We start from the raw sequence: 17,244 nt of genomic DNA on the forward strand, positions 1-17,244 counted from the left end.
CAACGCCCGGCCGAAGCCCCTCCGGCCGGTTTCAAGCGGAAAAGGGCCCCCTTGAGGCCGAAAGTGTGAATTTTAACACTTCCGGCCTCAAGGCGTTGTAAATCTTCGAGATTTTGCCTACTTTTGGGCAACTTTTCGGACCCGAAGGGCCGGAAAGCCCACAGACCCGGAATCCCGGCATACCGCAACAGAGACAAGAACCAAAATACCGCAAACAATGAATCAGCTGAACAATCGTGGGTCCGGCGCTTCCGGACATGCCGCGGGAGGATCGCCCCGCGGGCTCGAACGAGGTGATATGGCACTACTCGGCCAACCCGATCATCAGCCACGACACCCTGCTGCGCTGCGGCAAACTCTCCTTTGAACTTCAAAACCCGGATCATAAATGAAAATTCAACGCATCATGAGCGCTGCGACGCTGCTGGCGGCCCTGGCCGCGTGTTCGCAGCCGCAATCCACGGAGCGTCCGACCCGCTGGGTCGACCCCAAAATCGGCACCGGCGGCCACGGCCACGTCTTCGTCGGGGCAAACGTCCCCTTCGGCCTCGTACAGGTAGGCCCGACGAGCATTCCCCAGGGGTGGGACTGGACCTCGGGCTACCACGCCTCGGACTCCACGGTGATCGGATTCTCGCACACGCACCTCAGCGGTACGGGTATCGGCGACCTGTTCGACGTCACGGTCATGCCCGTGGTAGGGGAGGTCGTTTATGCCCGCGGCACGGAAGAGGACCCGGCATCGGGCCTGTGGTCCTATGCCGACCGCACGAAGGAGGTCGTGCGGCCCGGATACTACGCGGTACCCCTCGTGCGCTACGGCGTGACGGCCGAGATGACCGCCACCTCGCGCGTCGGACTCCACCGCTATACGTTCCCCGCCTCGCAGGAGGCTGCCGTGGTCTTCGACCTCGAAAACGGCGGCTGCTGGGACAAGGCCACCGAGACGGGATTCCGCGTCTCGGAGGACAGCACACGCATCTGGGGCTGGCGCTACTCGACGGGCTGGGCCAAAGACCAGAAGGTCTACTTCGCGGCTGAATTTGAAAAACCGTTCGAGAAGTTCGAAACGGTCGGCGAACACTACGGACGTGCCTCGTTCACGACGACCGACGGCGAACAGCTGCTGGTGAAGGTGGCCCTCTCGCCCGTGAGCATCGAGGGTGCGGAGGCGAACCTCGCGGCAGAACTCCCCGGCTGGGACTTCGAAGCCGTGGCTGTGGCGGCCGATGCGGCATGGAACAAGGAGCTCTCGAAAGTGCGCATCACGACCTCGGACGAGGCGGCCCGGCGGATCTTCTACACGGCGCTGTATCACACGATGGTCGCCCCCTCGGAGTTCTGCGACGCCGACGGCTCATACCGCGGAGCCGACGGCCAGGTGCACGGAAATCCCGGCTACAAGACCCATACGACCTTCTCGCTGTGGGATACCTACCGCGCGGCGATGCCGCTGATGACGATCCTCCACCCGGAGCGGATGCCCGACATCATCAACACGATGCTGGCCATCGCCGACGAGCAGGGACGCCTGCCGGTCTGGCACCTCTGGGGCAACGAAACCGACTGCATGGTGGGCAACCCGGGCATCCCCGTCGTGGCCGACGCCATCGTGAAGGGGATCGAAGGCTTCGACCGCGAACGCGCCTTCGAGGCGATCCGCCGCACGGCGATGAACCCCGACCGAGGCAACGGCCTGCGCATGAAATACGGCTATATCCCGTGCGACCTCTTCAACGAGGCCGTGGCCTACGACATGGAGTACGCTCTGGCCGACGGCGCCGCAGCCCGTGCCGCCGAGGCGCTGGGCAGGGACGACGATGCCCGCTACTTCACGGAGCGCAGCCATAGCTACCGCCACTATTTCGACCCGACGACGGGCTTCATGCGCGGACGCGACAGCCGCGGCGGGTGGCGATCGCCCTTCAATCCGTTCGCCTCGACGCACCGCGCCGACGACTACTGCGAAGGAAACGCCTGGCAGTACACTTGGCTCGCACCGCACGATGTCGAGGGGCTCAAAGGCTGCTTCGGAAGCCGGGCCCGGATGCTCGAAAAGTTGGATTCGCTCTTCACGGTGAGCTCCGTCGTCGAGGGTGCCGAGACCTCGCCCGACATCTCGGGACTGATCGGGCAGTATGCCCACGGCAACGAGCCCAGCCACCATGTTCTCTACCTCTACACGATGCTGGGACAGCCCTGGAAGACGGCCGACAAGGTCCGCCAGGTGCTCACGTCGCTCTACCACGACCGGCCCGACGGCCTGTCGGGCAACGAGGACGTGGGGCAGATGTCGGCCTGGTACGTGCTCTCGGCACTGGGCATGTACGAAGTAGAGCCCGCGGGCGGACGCTACTGGTTCGGCGTGCCGCTCTTCGACCGCGTGGAGATCGATGTCCCGGGAGGCGTCTTCACGATCACGGCCGAAAACAACTCCGCTGCGAACAAATATATCCAGCGCGTATGGCTCAACGGCGTGCCCTGCACGAAGCCTTGGATCGCCCATGACGACCTCATGAAGGGCGGCGAACTGCGCTTCGAAATGGGAGCCGAGCCGAAGGTGTGGTACTGTCCCGACGAACCGGAGGTCTATGCCGACCAGCGGCCCGCCGCGGAGGATCGGCTTTTCAGGTCGGAAGCCGTGGAGGAGGAGATCGCCCGCGTGTGCGGTCTGCTGACCAACGAACGCCTGCGCTGGATGTTTGCCAACTGCTTCCCCAACACGCTCGACACCACGGTCCACTACCGCGAGGACGAGGAGGGCAACCCCTCGACCTATGTCTATACGGGCGACATTCCGGCCATGTGGCTCCGCGACTCGGGGGCGCAGGTGTGGCCCTACGTGCAGCTCTGCACGAAGGATCCGGCCCTGCAGAAGATGATCGCCGGGGTGATCCGCCAGCAGATGCGGCTGATCACGATCGACCCCTACGCCAACGCCTTCAACGACGGCCCGACGGGTGCCGGGGAGGATGTCGGCTATCCGGGGCACGTGCAGAGCCCGTGGGTCTTCGAGCGCAAGTGGGAGATCGACTCGCACTGCTATCCGATCCGCCTGGCCCACCACTACTGGAAGACGACGGGCGATGCGTCGGTCTTCGACCCGACGTGGGTCGAGGCCATGCGGGCCATCCTCCGCACGCTGCGTGAGCAGCAGATGAAGGAGGGTCCGGGCGACTACACCTTCCTGCGCGTCACGGACCGCCAGCTGGATACCCGCTGCCACGCCGGGCACGGCAATCCCGTGAAGCCCGTGGGGCTGATCTCGTCGGCATTCCGGCCCTCGGACGACGCCACGACCTTCGGGTTCCTCATCCCGTCGAACTTTATGGCCGTGACGTCGCTCAGAAAGGCCGCCGAAATCCTCTCGACGGTGAACGGCGAAGCGGAGCTGGCCGCCGAGTGCACGGCGCTGGCCGACGAGGTGGCCGCCGCCCTGCAGCAGTACGCTGTGGTGGAGCATCCGAAATACGGGCGGATCTACGCCTTCGAGGTGGACGGTTTCGGCAGCGTGCATCTGATGGACGACGCCAACGTGCCGTCACTGCTGGCGATGCCCTACCTGGGTGACGTCGAGCGCACGGACCCCGTCTACGAAAACACGCGCCGCTTCGTCTGGAGCACGGACAATCCCTACTTCTGGCGCGGCGAAGCCGGGGAGGGGATCGGCGGCCCGCACATCGGCGTGGAGATGATCTGGCCGATGAGCATCATGATGCGGGCCTTCACCTCGACGGACGACGCCGAGATCCGCGACTGCCTCTGCCAGCTCATCACCACCGATGCCGGGACGGGCTTCATGCACGAATCCTTCTCGCGGCACGACGCCGCGAACTTCACCCGGGCGTGGTTCGCCTGGCAGAACACCCTGTTCGGGGAGCTGATCCTCAAACTGGTGAACGAGGGAAAAATCGATTTGTTGAACTCCATAAACTGATAACCGAACCGCATGAAAAAGATTTGGATCCTGGCCTGCGCGCTCGCGGCAGCGGCCTGCTGCGAAGCGCCGCAGGAGGGTACACAGACCCGCCCCTCGGAGTATGTGACGACGCTGATGGGCACACAGTCGGAATTCGCCCTCTCGACGGGCAACACCTACCCGGCCGTGGCGCTGCCGTGGGGCATGAACTTCTGGACGCCCCAGACGGGGCGGATGGGTAACGGCTGGACCTACACCTACAACGCCCACACCCTCCGCGGCCTGAAGCAGACCCACCAGCCCTCGCCGTGGATCAACGACTACGGGCAATTCGCCGTAATGCCCGTGCGCGGTGCGGACAAACTCGACGAGGAGTCGCGCCAGAGCTGGTTCTCGCACCAGGCCGAGGTGGCCAGGCCCTATTACTATTCGGTCTACCTGGCCGACCATGACATCGTGGCCGAGGTGACGCCCACGGAGCGGGCCGCCATGATGCGCTTCACGTTCCCCGAAAGCCGCGAGAGCGGGGTGGTCATCGACGCCTTCGACCGCGGTTCGCGCGTGGAGATCCTCGACAACCGCACCGTAGCCGGTTACACGACGCGCAACAGCGGCGGCGTGCCCGACAACTTCCGCAACTGGTTCGTCATCCGCTTCGACAAGCCTTTCTCGGCCGTCGAGCTGACCGACAACCCCACCGACTACAAGGCCGGGAGCCGGCTGCTGTACCCCGAGGGCGGAAAGTCGGCCGAGGGCAACCACGCCGTGGCGAAGGTGCACTTCACGACCCGGCGCGGCGAGCAGGTGACGGCCCGCATCGCCTCGTCGTTCATCTCCGCGGAGCAGGCCGTGCGCAACCTCGAAACGGAGCTCGGAGCGGATGATTTCGAGACGGTGAAGTCGAAGGCGCAGGCCCGTTGGGACGAGGTGCTGGGACGCATCGAGGTCACGGGCGGCAGCGTCGACCAGCTGCGCACCTTCTACTCGTGCCTCTACCGCTCGACGCTCTTCCCGCGCAAGTTTTATGAGATCGACGCCGCAGGCAACCCGGTCCACTACAGCCCCTACAACGGCAAGGTGCTGCCCGGATACATGTACACCGACACGGGCTTCTGGGATACGTTCCGCTGCCTGTTCCCGCTGCTGAACCTGGTCTACCCGTCGGTCAACGCCGAGATCCAGGCCGGGCTGGCCAACACCTGGCGCGAGAGCGGCTTCCTGCCCGAATGGGCCTCGCCCGGACACCGCGGCTGCATGGTGGGCAACAACTCGGCTTCGGTCGTCTCGGATGCCATCCTCAAGGGCGTGACCCCGGCCGAAGATGTCGAGGCGCTTTACGAGGCGATGCTGAGCGGCCGCACGAAGGTTCACCCGACCGTATCGTCGACGGGCCGCCTCGGGCACGAATACTACAATACGCTCGGATATGTTCCCTACAACGTGGGGATCAACGAGAACGTCGCCCGCACGCTGGAGTACGCCTACGACGACTGGTGCATCGCCCGGGTGGCCGCGAAACTGGGCCGCACGGAGGATGCCGCAATGCTCGAAAAGGCGGCGCAGAACTACCGCAACGTCTTCGACGCGAAGACGAACCTCATGCGCGGCCGCAACAAAGACGGCTCGTTCCAGACGCCGTTCAGCGCCTACAAGTGGGGCGACGCCTACACCGAAGGCAACGCCTGGCACTACACCTGGTCGGTATTCCACGACGTCGAGGGACTGGCCGACCTGATGGGCGGCAAAGCCGAATTCTCGAAAATGCTGGATTCGGTCTTTGTCGTGCCGCCGATCTACGACGACAGCTACTACGGGGCGCGCATCCACGAGATTACGGAGATGCAGGTGGCCAACATGGGCAACTATGCCCACGGCAACCAGCCCGCACAGCACATGATCTACCTCTACGACTATGCCGGAGAGCCCGCCAAGGCGCAGTATTGGGTGCGTGAGGTGATGAACCGCCTCTACAAGGCGCAGCCCGACGGCTACTGCGGCGACGAGGACAACGGCCAGACCTCGGCCTGGTATGTCTTCTCGGCCCTGGGGTTCTATCCCGTCTGCCCGGGAGCCGACGAGTATGCCGTCGGAGCACCGCTGTTCCGCCGTGCGACGATCCATCTGGAGAACGGCCGGAAAATCGAGATCGAGGCCCCGGAAAACAGCCCCGAAAACCGCTACGTCGGAAAGATGTCGGTCGACGGCAAGGCCCAGGCCGAACCCTTCCTCCGCTACTCGGAGCTGAAGGACGGCGCCACGGTGCGTTTCGACATGCAGGCCGAACCGGCCGCGAAATAACGACGGATCTTCCGGCAAAAGCAGGTCCCGGCCTCCCGAACAGGGGGTCGGGCCTCGTTTCCCGGCCTTCGTCATTACCCGGATTCCGGTTTTCCGTACCATGATCACCGTTCGGGGCTCCGCACCATCCGAACCCGGGAATTTTTACGTATATTTGAACCGACCAAAAGATCCGACCATGGAACAGATCGTCAAATTCGACCACATCTACCAGTACAACGAATCGCGGGGCGTCGAGACCCTGCATCCGTTGGTAAACGTCATCGACTTCTCGACGTGCGGGGCCGCCCGCTACCAGCGCGAAGTCTACGGATTCTACACGATCTATCTCAAGGAGGTGAAGTGCGGCGACCTCCGCTACGGCCGCAACTACTACGACTATCAGGAGGGGACGCTCGTCTTCCTCGCACCCGGGCAGGTCATCGGATACGAGAACAACGGCCAGACCTACCAGCCCAAAGGCTGGGCGCTGCTCTTCCATCCCGACCTGCTACGCGGCACCTCGCTCGGACGCAACATGTCCGCCTATACGTTCTTCTCCTACGAGGTCAACGAGGCCCTGCACCTCTCCGAACAGGAGCGCGGCGTGGTGCTCGACTGCCTGCGCAACATCCGCTCGGAGCTGCAGCACGCCATCGACAAGCACAGCCGCACGCTCATCGTTTCGAACATCGAGCTGCTGCTCAACTACTGCACGCGCTTCTACGAACGGCAGTTCATCACCCGCGGGCATGTCAACCGCGACGTCCTGACGGGATTCGAACGCCTGCTCAACGACTACTTCGCGGACGACAGGCCCCAGCGCGACGGGGTTCCGACGGTCCGCTGGTGCGCCGAGCAACTCCACCTCTCGGCCAACTATTTCGGGGATCTGGTCAAGAAGGAGACCGGGAAATCGGCCCAGGAGTACATCCAGTTGAAGGTGATCGAGATCGCCAAGGAGCGCATCTTCGAACCCGGGCGTTCGATCAGCGAAGTCGCCTACGGACTCGGATTCCGCTATCCGCAGCACTTCACCCGTCTGTTCAAGAAGGTCGTAGGATGCTCGCCCAACGAATACCGTTCGGTCCACTGACCGCGGCAGGAGGGGGGGGGAAAATCCGCCACCCGGACCGTCCCAATCCGCCACAGCGCGGCGAAGCGCCCCCAAACACAAAAAACCCTTCCGGCAAACGGAAGGGTTTTCCACACACAAACATTAACAATACAAACAATGCGATGGCTGAATTCCCGGTTCATTGTTGTTGAGACAAAGGTCGGGGAAAAACGGCAATCGTACAATCACCACATTTAGGTATTTTGTTGATCGATCCGGACAATTTATTGCCCGGAAGGGCGTCGTCCCAGCCATTTTATTTTGTAATTCAAAATAATGCACTATCTTTGCAAGCGAATTCCAACGACCGGACGACCGTTCGGTTTCAAAAAATCTCATTGAACGGAACATATATGCAAGATCTGAAAGCGCTCGAAGGTAAAACTCTTGCCGAATTGCGCGAAATAGCAAAGGCTATCGGCATCAGGAACGTGATGGTGAAAAAGCGCGAACTGATAGAAAAAATCGCAGGTACGGCTGCGGAATCCCCGGCGGAAACGGCTGCTGCAGCCGAAACGGCATCGACGGAGGCCCCGGCGACGGCGGAAACGGCGAAAACGGCGGAAACCCCGGCTGCCGAAGAGGCGCCGAAAGGCAAACGCGGACGGCGCCCCCGTCTGGCGAAAACCGAGAATGCCGCAGACAATCGAGCCCCCGAAGATCGCGCGGGAGAGGCACCGGAGACCGGGGAAGCCCCCCGGCAGCAGGAAAAGGGCCCGAGAGGCCGCCGGAAAGCCGCAGCCGTCGATCCCGAACTCCCGATGGAGCCCGCAACGCGTCCGGAGCAGACTCCGGCTTCGGATTCCACCGGGATTGCCGACCACGCCCCCGCCGCGGAGGAGGTGAAAGCCGAGCCCAAGCGCCGGGGCCGCAAGCCCAAATCGCAACAGAATCCGCCGCAGGCCGACAAGGCCCCGCAGACGGCTTCCGGCGAGGCGGCACCGCAGAACGAGCAAAACGTCCGTCCCGTCGAGGAGGAGGTCATCACGAAGGACGACTTCGCGGGGGAGATCGAGGGCGAAGGCGTCCTGGAGATCATGCCCGACGGCTACGGATTCCTGCGCTCGGCAGACTACAACTACCTCAATTCCCCGGACGACGTCTACGTCTCGCCCTCGCAGATCAAGCTCTTCGGACTGAAACCCGGCGATACGGTCAACGGGGCCATCCGCCCCCCGAAGGAGGGTGAAAAATACTTCCCGCTGGTGCGCGTGAACGAGATCAACGGTCTGAAACCCGAATACATCCGCGACCGCGTGCAGTTCGAATACATGACGCCGCTCTTCCCGAGCGAGAAGTTCTGCCTCACGGGAAACGGGCACAACAACATGTCGACACGCATCGTCGACCTCTTCTCGCCGATCGGGAAGGGCCAGCGCGCCCTGATCGTCGCACAGCCCAAGACGGGTAAGACGATGCTGCTGCAGTCGATCGCCAACGCCATCGCGGACAACCACCCGGAGGTCTACATGATCGTGCTGCTGATCGACGAACGCCCCGAGGAGGTGACCGAAATGGCCCGCAACGTCAAGGCCGAAGTCGTCGCCTCGACCTTCGACGAACAGGCCTCGCGCCACGTGAAGGTTGCAGAAATGGTCCTTGAAAAGGCCAAGCGCATGGTCGAATGTGGCCACGACGTCGTGATCTTCCTCGATTCGATCACCCGCCTGGCCCGCGCCTACAACTCCGTGCAGCCGGCCTCGGGCAAGGTCCTCTCGGGAGGTGTCGACGCCAACGCCCTGCACAAACCCAAACGTTTCTTCGGCGCCGCACGCAACACCGAGGAGAAGGGTTCGCTGACGATCATCGCCACGGCCCTGATCGACACCGGGTCGAAGATGGACGAGGTGATCTTCGAGGAGTTCAAGGGTACGGGCAACATGGAGCTGCAACTGGACCGCAAGCTGGCCAACAAACGCGTCTACCCGGCCGTCGATGTCATCGCATCGGGCACGCGCCGCGAAGACCTGCTGCTGCCCCGCGACGTGATGAACCGCACGTGGGTGCTGCGCAAATACCTCTCGGACATGACACCCGTCGAAGCCATGGAGTTCCTCCAGAAGCAGATGGGGCTTACGGAAACGAACGAGGAGTTCCTCGCCACGATGAACCACTGACCGGGATAGCGGGCAGAAGAAGAATACACCGTATGAAAAGGCTGATTCTGTTGGGCTTGTGGTTGGTTATCTCCAGTACGGCTTTCGGTTGGGGACAGAAGGGACATGACGTCACGGCCGCCATTGCCGAAAACCACCTCACCAAAAAAGCGGCAAAAGCCGTCCACCGGATTCTGGACGGACAGTCGCCGGTCTACTGGTCGAACTGGATGGACAACGCCAGCCACACGCCCGAATACGCCTCGACAAAGACGTGGCACTATCTGAATGTCGACGAAGGGCAAACCTTCGACGAGGCGCGGCGCATCCCGGAAGGAGATGTGCTGAAGGCCGTCACGGAGATTGCCGACCGGCTCCGCGCAGGCGGGCTGACCCCCGAAGAGGAGGCCGTGAACCTCAGGATGCTGATCCACCTGGTCGGCGACATGCACTGTCCGATGCACCTGGGGAGGTTGAGCGATCTGGGCGGCAACCGACGTGAGGTGCGCTTCTTCGGCCGCAAAACGAACCTCCATTCGGTCTGGGATACGGACCTGCCGGAAGCCGGGCACCGTTGGAGCCACACGGAGTGGCAGCAACAGATCGACCGGGTGTCGAAGGCCGAACAGCAGGAGATCACGGCCGGAACACCCGCCGACTGGGCCCGGGAGACCCATGCAATCTGCACCGAGGTTTACGGTGCCACACCCGAGGGAACGGCGATCTCCTACGACTATGTGGCGCAATTTACGCCGGTTGTCGAACGGCAGCTGCTGCGGGCCGGGCTTCGGCTGGCGCATCTGCTGAACGGAATCTACCGATAAACGCCCCCGCACCGGAACAGTCTGAAACAGCCCGGAACAGCCCGGAACACGCCCGAAACAAAAAATCCCCGCCGCTCCGAAAGTCCGGCGGGATTTTTTTCATCCAACCGGAAAATCGGTAATAAAATCCGTAATTTGGCTGTGCGTAAATTCCCGTTTTCGGGCTATCTTTGTATCGACAATCCGGACAAAGTCCAGCCACACAAACGGAATAGCGATGACTGCAGAGACAAATCCCGATCGACAGGCCGTCGAACACCTCCTTGCCGAGGGGTGTTCGTGCGTCATCCGCAACGGTGAGACGATGCGGTCGTTCCACCAGCGGGGTGTGAGCGACCTATGGCAGCTGCTGCACGAGGAGCCCGCGCTGCTGCGCGGAGGCTTCATCGCCGACAAGGTCGTCGGGAAGGGCGCCGCGGCGCTGATGGCGGCCGGAGGCGTGCGGGGCATCTATGCCCGGGTGCTGAGCCGCCCGGCCCTCGAACTGCTCGACGGGGCCGGAATCCCCGTGGAGTACGAACGTCTCGTTCAGAACATCATCAACCGTGCCGGTGACGGAATCTGCCCCGTGGAGAGTCTCTGTGCCGATGCCCGGACTCCGGAGGAGTGCCTGCCCCGCATCGGGGAGTTCGTTCGCCGGATGAAGGCCCGGCAATCGGGACTGCGGAATGAAAAGACAACATGAAAAACCGGAGGGAAGAGACTGTTCCATTCGGCCGAACCGACTTAAATCTTTAATTGATATAAATATGGTAACAAACTCTGTTTCACTTTATTCTCTGAAATACAAGCAGACCAGAACCTATGGGGTTGCAGCCCTCTTCATCGCCGGGAACATCGCCCTGCCGCAATTGTGCCACCTCGTGCCGGCCGGCGGCCCGATGCTCCTGCCGATCTACTTCTTCACACTCGTCGCCGCCTACAAGTACGGTTGGAAAGTCGGGCTGCTGACTGCCGTGGCATCGCCTCTCATCAACTCGGCGCTCTTCGCCATGCCCGCAGCCGCTGTGCTCCCGGCCATCCTCACGAAATCCATCCTGCTGGCCGCTGCCGCAGGATTCACCGCCCGCCGCTTCCGCAGCGTCTCGCTGATGCTCCTCCTCGGCGTGGTGCTCTTCTACCAACTCTTCGGATCGGCCGTCGAATGGGCTCTCTCCGGAAGCCTCGCCGCCGCCTTGCAGGATTTCCGCATCGGAATCCCCGGGATGCTCCTGCAAATCATCGGGGGATATCTCCTCATCAAACACCTCAAATAACCATGTTCGGCAAGATTACCATGCTTACGCTACTCGTACAGGTTGCAACCGCCGGCTCCGGTTGCGCGGCAAATCCCGAAAAGACAAGTGCCGAAACCGCACCCGCCAAGGTCTACATGACCCGCAATATCTCACCCGCGGGCCTGAAGGCCGTCTATGAGGCCCTCGGAAGGAAAGCCGTCGGCAAAAAGGTCGCCGTGAAACTCTCGACCGGAGAACCCGGAGGCCACAACTTCCTCCAGCCCGCACTGATCGGCGAATTCGTCCGTTCGATCGACGGCACGATCGTCGAGTGCAACACCGCATACGGCGGCGGCCGCACCGCAACGGCCGACCACCTGAAAGCCGCCGCAGACCACGGGTTTACGGCCATCGCCCCGGTCGACATCATGGATGCCGAGGGGGAGGTGCGCCTGCCCGTCGAGGGAGGTCGGCACCTTGACTGCGACATTGTGGGTTCGCACTTCCCGGAGTACGACTTCACCGTCGTGCTCTCCCATTTCAAGGGGCACGCGATGGGCGGATTCGGCGGCGCCATCAAGAACATCTCCATCGGAATCGCCTCCTCGGCCGGAAAGGCCTGGATACACTCCGCAGGCAAAACCACCGACGTCAGCAAGGTCTGGGGTGACCTGCCTCCGCAGGACGACTTCCTCGAATCGATGGCCGAGGCCGCCAAAGCCATCGTCGACCACTGCGGAGACCGGATTCTCTACATCAGCGTGATGAACAACCTCTCGGTCGACTGCGACTGCGACGCCCATCCCGAACCTCCCCGCATGGGCGATATCGGCATCCTCGCATCGCTCGACCCCGTGGCGCTGGACAAGGCGTGCGTGGACCTGGTTTACGCCTCGCCCGACGAAGGCAAGGTCCATCTGATCGAACGCATGGAGTCGCGCCACGGCATCCACACGCTCGAACACGCCGAAGCACTTGGTATCGGATCGCAGCAATACGAGCTGGTCGATCTGGACAAGTAGGGGAGGCGGCCCGCCGTATCCGCCGGGCGGCGGCAAGGCTGGAGGGTCTCCCGTATCCGCCGGAAGGGGTATCCCATGTGCCCGCCGTGCCCACCAGGCAACAGGTTGGGCGTATCTGACGCGTCAGCCGGGCGACGTGTCCACGGGACAGTGAGGCTGGCATATCTGGCGCGTCAGCCGGGCGGCAGCCGAAAAGAATGCGCTGCGGGATTGCTCCCGCAGCGCATTCTTCGTAGATGACGGTCCGGAGTTTTCAGGAAAGGACCGTGCACCGGAATCAGATACCCTCGTGGGCGCAGACCCGACCCAGTTTGGTCTCCACGATCCGGGAAATGGCGTACTCCAACGCCTCGTCGCCGTCCGCTCCGCTCACGGTGAAAAACTTGCCCTGCGGCGAACAGTACTGCACCGTACTGACCGCATCGCACGACACGGTATCACAGACGATCACCGCGTCGATCTCCGATTCGCGAACCAGCATCGCATTGTAGAAGGCCAGCAACTGACGCGGCGAACTCATCGGCGGAATCAACTGCAGGCCCGCCTGCTCCCCGGGAGCAACCAGCGTCGAAGTCAGTTTCAGGGAATAACGCCCGGCAATGCGGTCGGCAATTTCGGCCGGAACTCCATATAAAAGAATATTCATCGTTTTCTGTTTTTGTGGAAAGGCGGGCAGGGGCTCCTCAGACGGCGAATCGAGGTCCGTGCAGCGGCTGCGGCACCACTCCTCCGCCCAATCTTTCCGGGTTATCCATTTACCGGCCCGGCTTCGCACGAAAGTTCCGAAAAATCCATAATCGGCACCCTGCGACCCCGAAAACCGGCATCGTCTCTCATTTCCAAAGGTTCATTCAGGCCCGAACCGGATGCCCATCCCCCGAGGCACGACGGTATCGAATCGACTTGGCAGGTCTTCTGACTGGCTCCCGTTCCGAAGCCTTCCCGATCCCGAAGAATCAGTGGCCGAGATATTCGGAACGTCTGCGGAGTTTCACAGCAGCGGGACTGTTCGGGACTTGCACCCGATTCCCTTTTCATTCCCCTCCCCGCATGGGGAGTTGGAAACCAAATCCGGGGCAAAGATAACGCTTAATCCCCGAAAAACAAACCCCCAGGTCGGAAAATATCACCCGATCGGCCTCCCAGAGCCCTAGAGGAGGTTTGACGGACCCGTCCGAAAAGTCCGATTTGCACATTCCTCGGCAATTCCGTATCGGCAATAAGCTGCTGCCGTCCATCTCCGAGCAGAAATACAACCTGGCCATCAAGCGGATCTTCAAGATGCCGCGAAATTAAAGAACAAGTAGACCTTTCCTTTCTGACGCAAAGATAAACTGTTACCAAACGAGGATGGCTAAATAAAGAAAAAATATGAATTCAGAATAATCAGCCTATCTCTCTACATGCCTATGACTCTTTTATCAGCAAAAAAACAGCGATGAGGTATCTGCCAGACGATGATTTATTCATAAAATACTGCATAGCAGCATCTCGCAAATATCCAATTAATTTTCTTTTACTCAATGTTCCAATATCCCTATATACTTAAACTCGATCGAAATCTTGTCGGACATCAAAAAACTAGTCTCAATAACCATCGGAGTCTCTCTGAATAACATTCTAAAAACTTTACGAAGTGGTATTTGTCCTTGACCGGCAATAACGGAAAAATCTCTACAAGTCAAGGGCCTGAATAATTATTCAGGCCCTTGATAAAATTCAAATATCAACCGCTTTTGGTTTCACTACCAAAGAAGGCACATGAATAACCCGCCAAAGTCCTTGCCGGATCACAAGGCGAACTCCACTTGATCGTAACGGTTCCATCCGCCGCGCGTAAAGTCGGGAATCTCGACCGGGACAGAGCCGTTGTCGAGCGAAATCTCCGACAGCGGAATCAGGCAGCACCATTCGGCCAGATCGTAGACATCCATGTCCAGCGGCAAGCCGTTGCGCAGACAGTAGATCAGACGATAATCCATGATGAAATCCATGCCGCCGTGTCCACCCACCTGCTTGGCTTTCTCTTCGATGTCGCGGACAATGGGATGCTTGTAGCGCTCCATCATGGCATTGAACACCTCTTTGGGCAGGAAACTGTGGGCATTGAGGTTTTCGTGATCCTTGGCGGCTTCCGGATCGATGGCTTCACCGGCCAGCGCATCCCCAGTCCTATGAATGCCACGCGGACCGTGGGGATGGGTTCGGCGGCAAATCGGAGCATGTCGCTCTGCCCGGCCGGCCGGGGCGGGGTTGGCGTGTGGATCATGCCTGTCCGGGAATCCGAACAGGCGGCCGACAGCAGCAGGCCGGCGATAAGCAGCAGTTTCTTCATGGTTGAATGGATTTAAAACGTTGATGAATAGACTGCATGAGTAGCTGCGGAGCGGTTTTGCCCTTCACCCAGAATCGGGAACGGCAAATGGCCGGGATGCAGCATCGGTTATCAGCGGAGTCCGGACATTGTGCCCGTCGGAGCGGTTTGACCCGGTTTTTCCGGGTCGACGGCTTCGAGCAGGAAAACTCCGCTGTCGTAGAGTTTCGACAGAGCCGGTTCAATGCCCGCTTCGGCCAGCAGCGATCCGCTGAACGTTCTGCCGTCGAATCCGAACCGGGGCTTTTCGACATTCAGTTCGCGGATCCGGTATGTCGTCTGCGGGTCGAGACCGCGAAGCCGGAATTTCGGCCGCAGGCTCCGCCCTTGATATTGCAGACAGTAGGTGAAGAGAACGGCCCGTTGTTTGTCTTTCGAGACGTACAGCACGGCGTAGCAGCCCGAACGGTCGTAGGGTGTTCCGATCCGGTAGAGGTCCCCTTGCAGAACGATCTCCCGGTAGTCCTTGTAGGAGGCGATTGCCTTCCGGGCGAACTCCTTCTCCCCGTCATCCATCTGCTGCGGCTGCAGCTCCATGCCGAGACGTCCGGCGCATGCCATGTCGAAACGGAACTTCAACGGTGTACGGTTACCGGTCTGGTGGTTAGGAACCGCCGAAACGTGCGCGCCCATGACCGAGGCCGGATAGAAGAGGCTCGTACCGTACTGAATCCGAGCCCGGGAGAGCGCTTCGGTGTTGTCGCTGGTCCACACCTCGTCGAAATAGCGCAGGGCTCCGTACTCGACCCGTCCGCCACCCGAAGCACAGGCCTGGATCAGAACATCGGGGTATTTGGCCCGGATACGCTCTAACACGCGGTAAAACCCCTGGGTGTAATCGAACCAGAAGCGACTCTGTTCGGCGGCCGGGAGGTAGGCCGAACCGGCGTTGCAGGCGTTGCGGTTGGCGTCCCATTTGATGTAGTCGATCTTTTTGGAGAGTTGCATCGTTTGGTCGAAGACCCCGAAGACGAAATCCTGCACGGCGGGATTCGTCAAGTCGAGCAACCATTGGTTCCGGCTCAGCGGCGCCTCGCGCCCGGGCATCCGGACGATCCAGTCGGGGTGGCGTTCGGCCAGTTCGCTCTTCGGATTGACCATCTCGGGCTCGATCCAGATCCCGAACTTCAGCCCCCGGGCATGGGCATAGGAGGCGATGCTGTCGATCCCTTCGGGGAGTTTGCGGACGTTGACCTGCCAGTCGCCCAGCCCGGCTCCGGAGCTGTTGCGCGGATATTTGTTGCCGAACCATCCGTCGTCGAGGACAAACATCTCCAGCCCCATCGCAGCCGCATCGTCGATCATCCCCGCCAGGGTCTTGAAGTCGAAATCGAAATAGGCCCCCTCCCAACTGTTCAGCAGCGTCGGCACCGTATGGGTGTTGTGGTAGACGCCGTAGCGGCGGGCCCAGTCGTGGAGGTTGCGCGAGGCGCCGCCCGCACCCTGGTCCGAGTAGGTGTAGATCATCTCCGGGGTGCGGAACGTCTCGCCCGGCCGGAGCGTGTACTCCGAACCGGCGGGGTTGGCTCCGGCCAGTACGGTCAAACGGTCGGATTCGTCCACCTCGAAGTTCAGCCGGAAGTTGCCGCTCCAGGCCAGGGCTCCGGCGATGACCTCGCCGTACTCCTCGCTGAAGGAGTCGCTGTCGAGCGACAGCAGGAAAGCGGGTTGTTCGGTGTGGGTGGTCCGTACGCCGCGCGACGACTCGATGCTTTTCGATCCGTGATCCAGCAGCGAGTGTTCGACTTGCGCCTCACGGGCCCAGGCTCCGTAGAGGTGGGTCAGCAGGTACTTCCCGGCCCGGAACGAAAGCGCCGAGGAGTAGAAGTCACGGAGTTCGACTGCTCCCTTTTCCCGGTTGTGGATCAAGGCGTGGGTGGTGATAACATTCTCCCGGGCATAGGCCGTGAAGAAGAGTTCGACATCGAGTGCCTGACAGCGGTCGCTGAGCCGGATTGCCGTTTCCGAGACATTCCCGTCGGCAAGCTGTTTCGAAGTGTGCGAAACGTAGCGCAGTTCGGTATTCGGGTCGCCATCGGCGTGCGTGACACGCAGGGCCGGATTCCTGAAATCGAAACCTTCGGCCGTCGGATAGGCCGGGATTCCAGGGCCGGAAACCGCCAGTGGGGCGGGGTTGTCGATCCGTGCTCCGAAGTGGCATTGCGTGAGCACGCTGCCCGGTGCGGCTGCGAAGACCAGCGAAAGTCCGTTGGTATGGATGTCGATCGTTCGGGGTGCTTCTTCATCTGAAACAACTGGAGTCGCTGTCGAAACCATTTCGGCCAGCAGAGCTAGCAGCAGAAGCATTTTCTTTTTGCCGTTCATGAGTCTGAATATTTTCGTTCGGGCCGCACATCGCAGAACCCTTTCCGCAACATGCGGCCCGTCGGAGCGATTG

General features: G+C 61.3%; 12 protein-coding genes, 1 pseudogene and 1 riboswitch. Of the genes and pseudogenes, 9 read left to right on the forward strand and 4 right to left on the reverse strand.

Features of this window, described 5'->3' with window-relative positions; genetic code table 11:
* The first annotated feature begins 236 nt into the window (after positions 1-236).
* From ABGT65_RS12850 to ABGT65_RS12890, 9 genes are all read left to right on the forward strand, one after another.
* Positions 237-392 carry a hypothetical protein gene (locus ABGT65_RS12850; protein WP_346703108.1) on the forward strand — a complete coding sequence of 52 codons (156 nt, stop codon included), beginning with the start codon at positions 237-239 and terminating at the stop codon, positions 390-392.
* Positions 389-3,937, forward strand: coding sequence for a GH92 family glycosyl hydrolase (locus ABGT65_RS12855; RefSeq protein ID WP_346702719.1), 3,549 nt, complete (start codon positions 389-391; stop codon positions 3,935-3,937). Before ABGT65_RS12850 ends, ABGT65_RS12855 begins: the two co-directional genes overlap by 4 nt.
* A 12-nt stretch (positions 3,938-3,949) precedes the next feature.
* Positions 3,950-6,217, forward strand: a complete 2,268-nt coding sequence (locus ABGT65_RS12860; RefSeq protein WP_346702720.1) for a GH92 family glycosyl hydrolase — start codon at positions 3,950-3,952, stop codon at positions 6,215-6,217.
* A gap of 178 nt (positions 6,218-6,395) precedes the next feature.
* Positions 6,396-7,292, forward strand: coding sequence for a helix-turn-helix domain-containing protein (locus ABGT65_RS12865; RefSeq protein ID WP_346702722.1), 897 nt, complete (start codon positions 6,396-6,398; stop codon positions 7,290-7,292).
* Positions 7,293-7,666: 374 nt separating this feature from the next.
* Positions 7,667-9,430, forward strand: coding sequence for a transcription termination factor Rho (gene rho, locus ABGT65_RS12870; RefSeq protein ID WP_346702724.1), 1,764 nt, complete (start codon positions 7,667-7,669; stop codon positions 9,428-9,430).
* A 32-nt stretch (positions 9,431-9,462) separates the two neighbouring features.
* Positions 9,463-10,233: a S1/P1 nuclease gene (locus ABGT65_RS12875; RefSeq protein WP_346702726.1), complete on the forward strand. Its 771-nt coding sequence runs from the start codon at positions 9,463-9,465 to the stop codon at positions 10,231-10,233.
* 217 nt (positions 10,234-10,450) lie between these two features.
* Entirely contained in the window at positions 10,451-10,918 is a 468-nt protein-coding gene (locus ABGT65_RS12880; protein ID WP_346702727.1) for a DUF1893 domain-containing protein, read from the forward strand.
* A gap of 64 nt (positions 10,919-10,982) precedes the next feature.
* Positions 10,983-11,489 carry an ECF transporter S component gene (locus ABGT65_RS12885; protein ID WP_346702729.1) on the forward strand — a complete coding sequence of 169 codons (507 nt, stop codon included), beginning with the start codon at positions 10,983-10,985 and terminating at the stop codon, positions 11,487-11,489.
* 2 nt (positions 11,490-11,491) lie between these two features.
* Positions 11,492-12,472 carry a DUF362 domain-containing protein gene (locus ABGT65_RS12890; RefSeq protein WP_346702731.1) on the forward strand — a complete coding sequence of 327 codons (981 nt, stop codon included), beginning with the start codon at positions 11,492-11,494 and terminating at the stop codon, positions 12,470-12,472.
* Positions 12,473-12,749: 277 nt separating this feature from the next.
* Here ABGT65_RS12890 and ABGT65_RS12895 read toward each other — a convergent pair whose 3' ends face one another.
* From ABGT65_RS12895 to ABGT65_RS12910, 4 genes and pseudogenes are all read right to left on the reverse strand, one after another.
* Positions 12,750-13,118: a hypothetical protein gene (locus tag ABGT65_RS12895; RefSeq protein ID WP_346702733.1), complete on the reverse strand. Its 369-nt coding sequence runs from the start codon at positions 13,116-13,118 to the stop codon at positions 12,750-12,752.
* Positions 13,119-13,359: 241 nt separating this feature from the next.
* Positions 13,360-13,557: riboswitch (cobalamin riboswitch) on the reverse strand.
* Positions 13,558-14,262: 705 nt separating this feature from the next.
* A pseudogene (locus tag ABGT65_RS12900) lies at positions 14,263-14,595 on the reverse strand (glycosyl hydrolase); the annotation flags it as partial.
* A complete protein-coding gene (locus ABGT65_RS12905) occupies positions 14,538-14,807 on the reverse strand; it encodes a hypothetical protein (protein WP_346702735.1) in 270 nt (89 codons plus the stop codon). The pseudogene ABGT65_RS12900 and the gene ABGT65_RS12905, both read right to left, overlap by 58 nt.
* A gap of 111 nt (positions 14,808-14,918) precedes the next feature.
* Entirely contained in the window at positions 14,919-17,123 is a 2,205-nt protein-coding gene (locus ABGT65_RS12910; protein ID WP_346703098.1) for an alpha-galactosidase, read from the reverse strand.
* Positions 17,124-17,244: the final 121 nt, after the last annotated feature.

This window comes from uncultured Alistipes sp. (genome assembly GCF_963931675.1).
Classification (GTDB): Bacteria; Bacteroidota; Bacteroidia; order Bacteroidales; family Rikenellaceae; genus Alistipes.

Bases quoted from the DNA above. Each gene is read 5' to 3' on its own strand.
- ABGT65_RS12860 (WP_346702720.1), top strand. From the start codon at position 3,950: ATGAAAAAGATTTGGATCCTGGCCTGCGCGCTCGCGGCAGCGGCCTGC.
- ABGT65_RS12855 (WP_346702719.1), top strand. From the start codon at position 389: ATGAAAATTCAACGCATCATGAGCGCTGCGACGCTGCTGGCGGCCCTG.
- ABGT65_RS12880 (WP_346702727.1), top strand. From the start codon at position 10,451: ATGACTGCAGAGACAAATCCCGATCGACAGGCCGTCGAACACCTCCTT.
- ABGT65_RS12910 (WP_346703098.1), bottom strand. From the start codon at position 17,123: ATGGTTTCGACAGCGACTCCAGTTGTTTCAGATGAAGAAGCACCCCGA.
- ABGT65_RS12865 (WP_346702722.1), top strand. From the start codon at position 6,396: ATGGAACAGATCGTCAAATTCGACCACATCTACCAGTACAACGAATCG.
- ABGT65_RS12895 (WP_346702733.1), bottom strand. From the start codon at position 13,118: ATGAATATTCTTTTATATGGAGTTCCGGCCGAAATTGCCGACCGCATT.
- ABGT65_RS12875 (WP_346702726.1), top strand. From the start codon at position 9,463: ATGAAAAGGCTGATTCTGTTGGGCTTGTGGTTGGTTATCTCCAGTACG.
- ABGT65_RS12905 (WP_346702735.1), bottom strand. From the start codon at position 14,807: ATGAAGAAACTGCTGCTTATCGCCGGCCTGCTGCTGTCGGCCGCCTGT.
- rho (WP_346702724.1), top strand. From the start codon at position 7,667: ATGCAAGATCTGAAAGCGCTCGAAGGTAAAACTCTTGCCGAATTGCGC.
- ABGT65_RS12885 (WP_346702729.1), top strand. From the start codon at position 10,983: ATGGTAACAAACTCTGTTTCACTTTATTCTCTGAAATACAAGCAGACC.
- ABGT65_RS12890 (WP_346702731.1), top strand. From the start codon at position 11,492: ATGTTCGGCAAGATTACCATGCTTACGCTACTCGTACAGGTTGCAACC.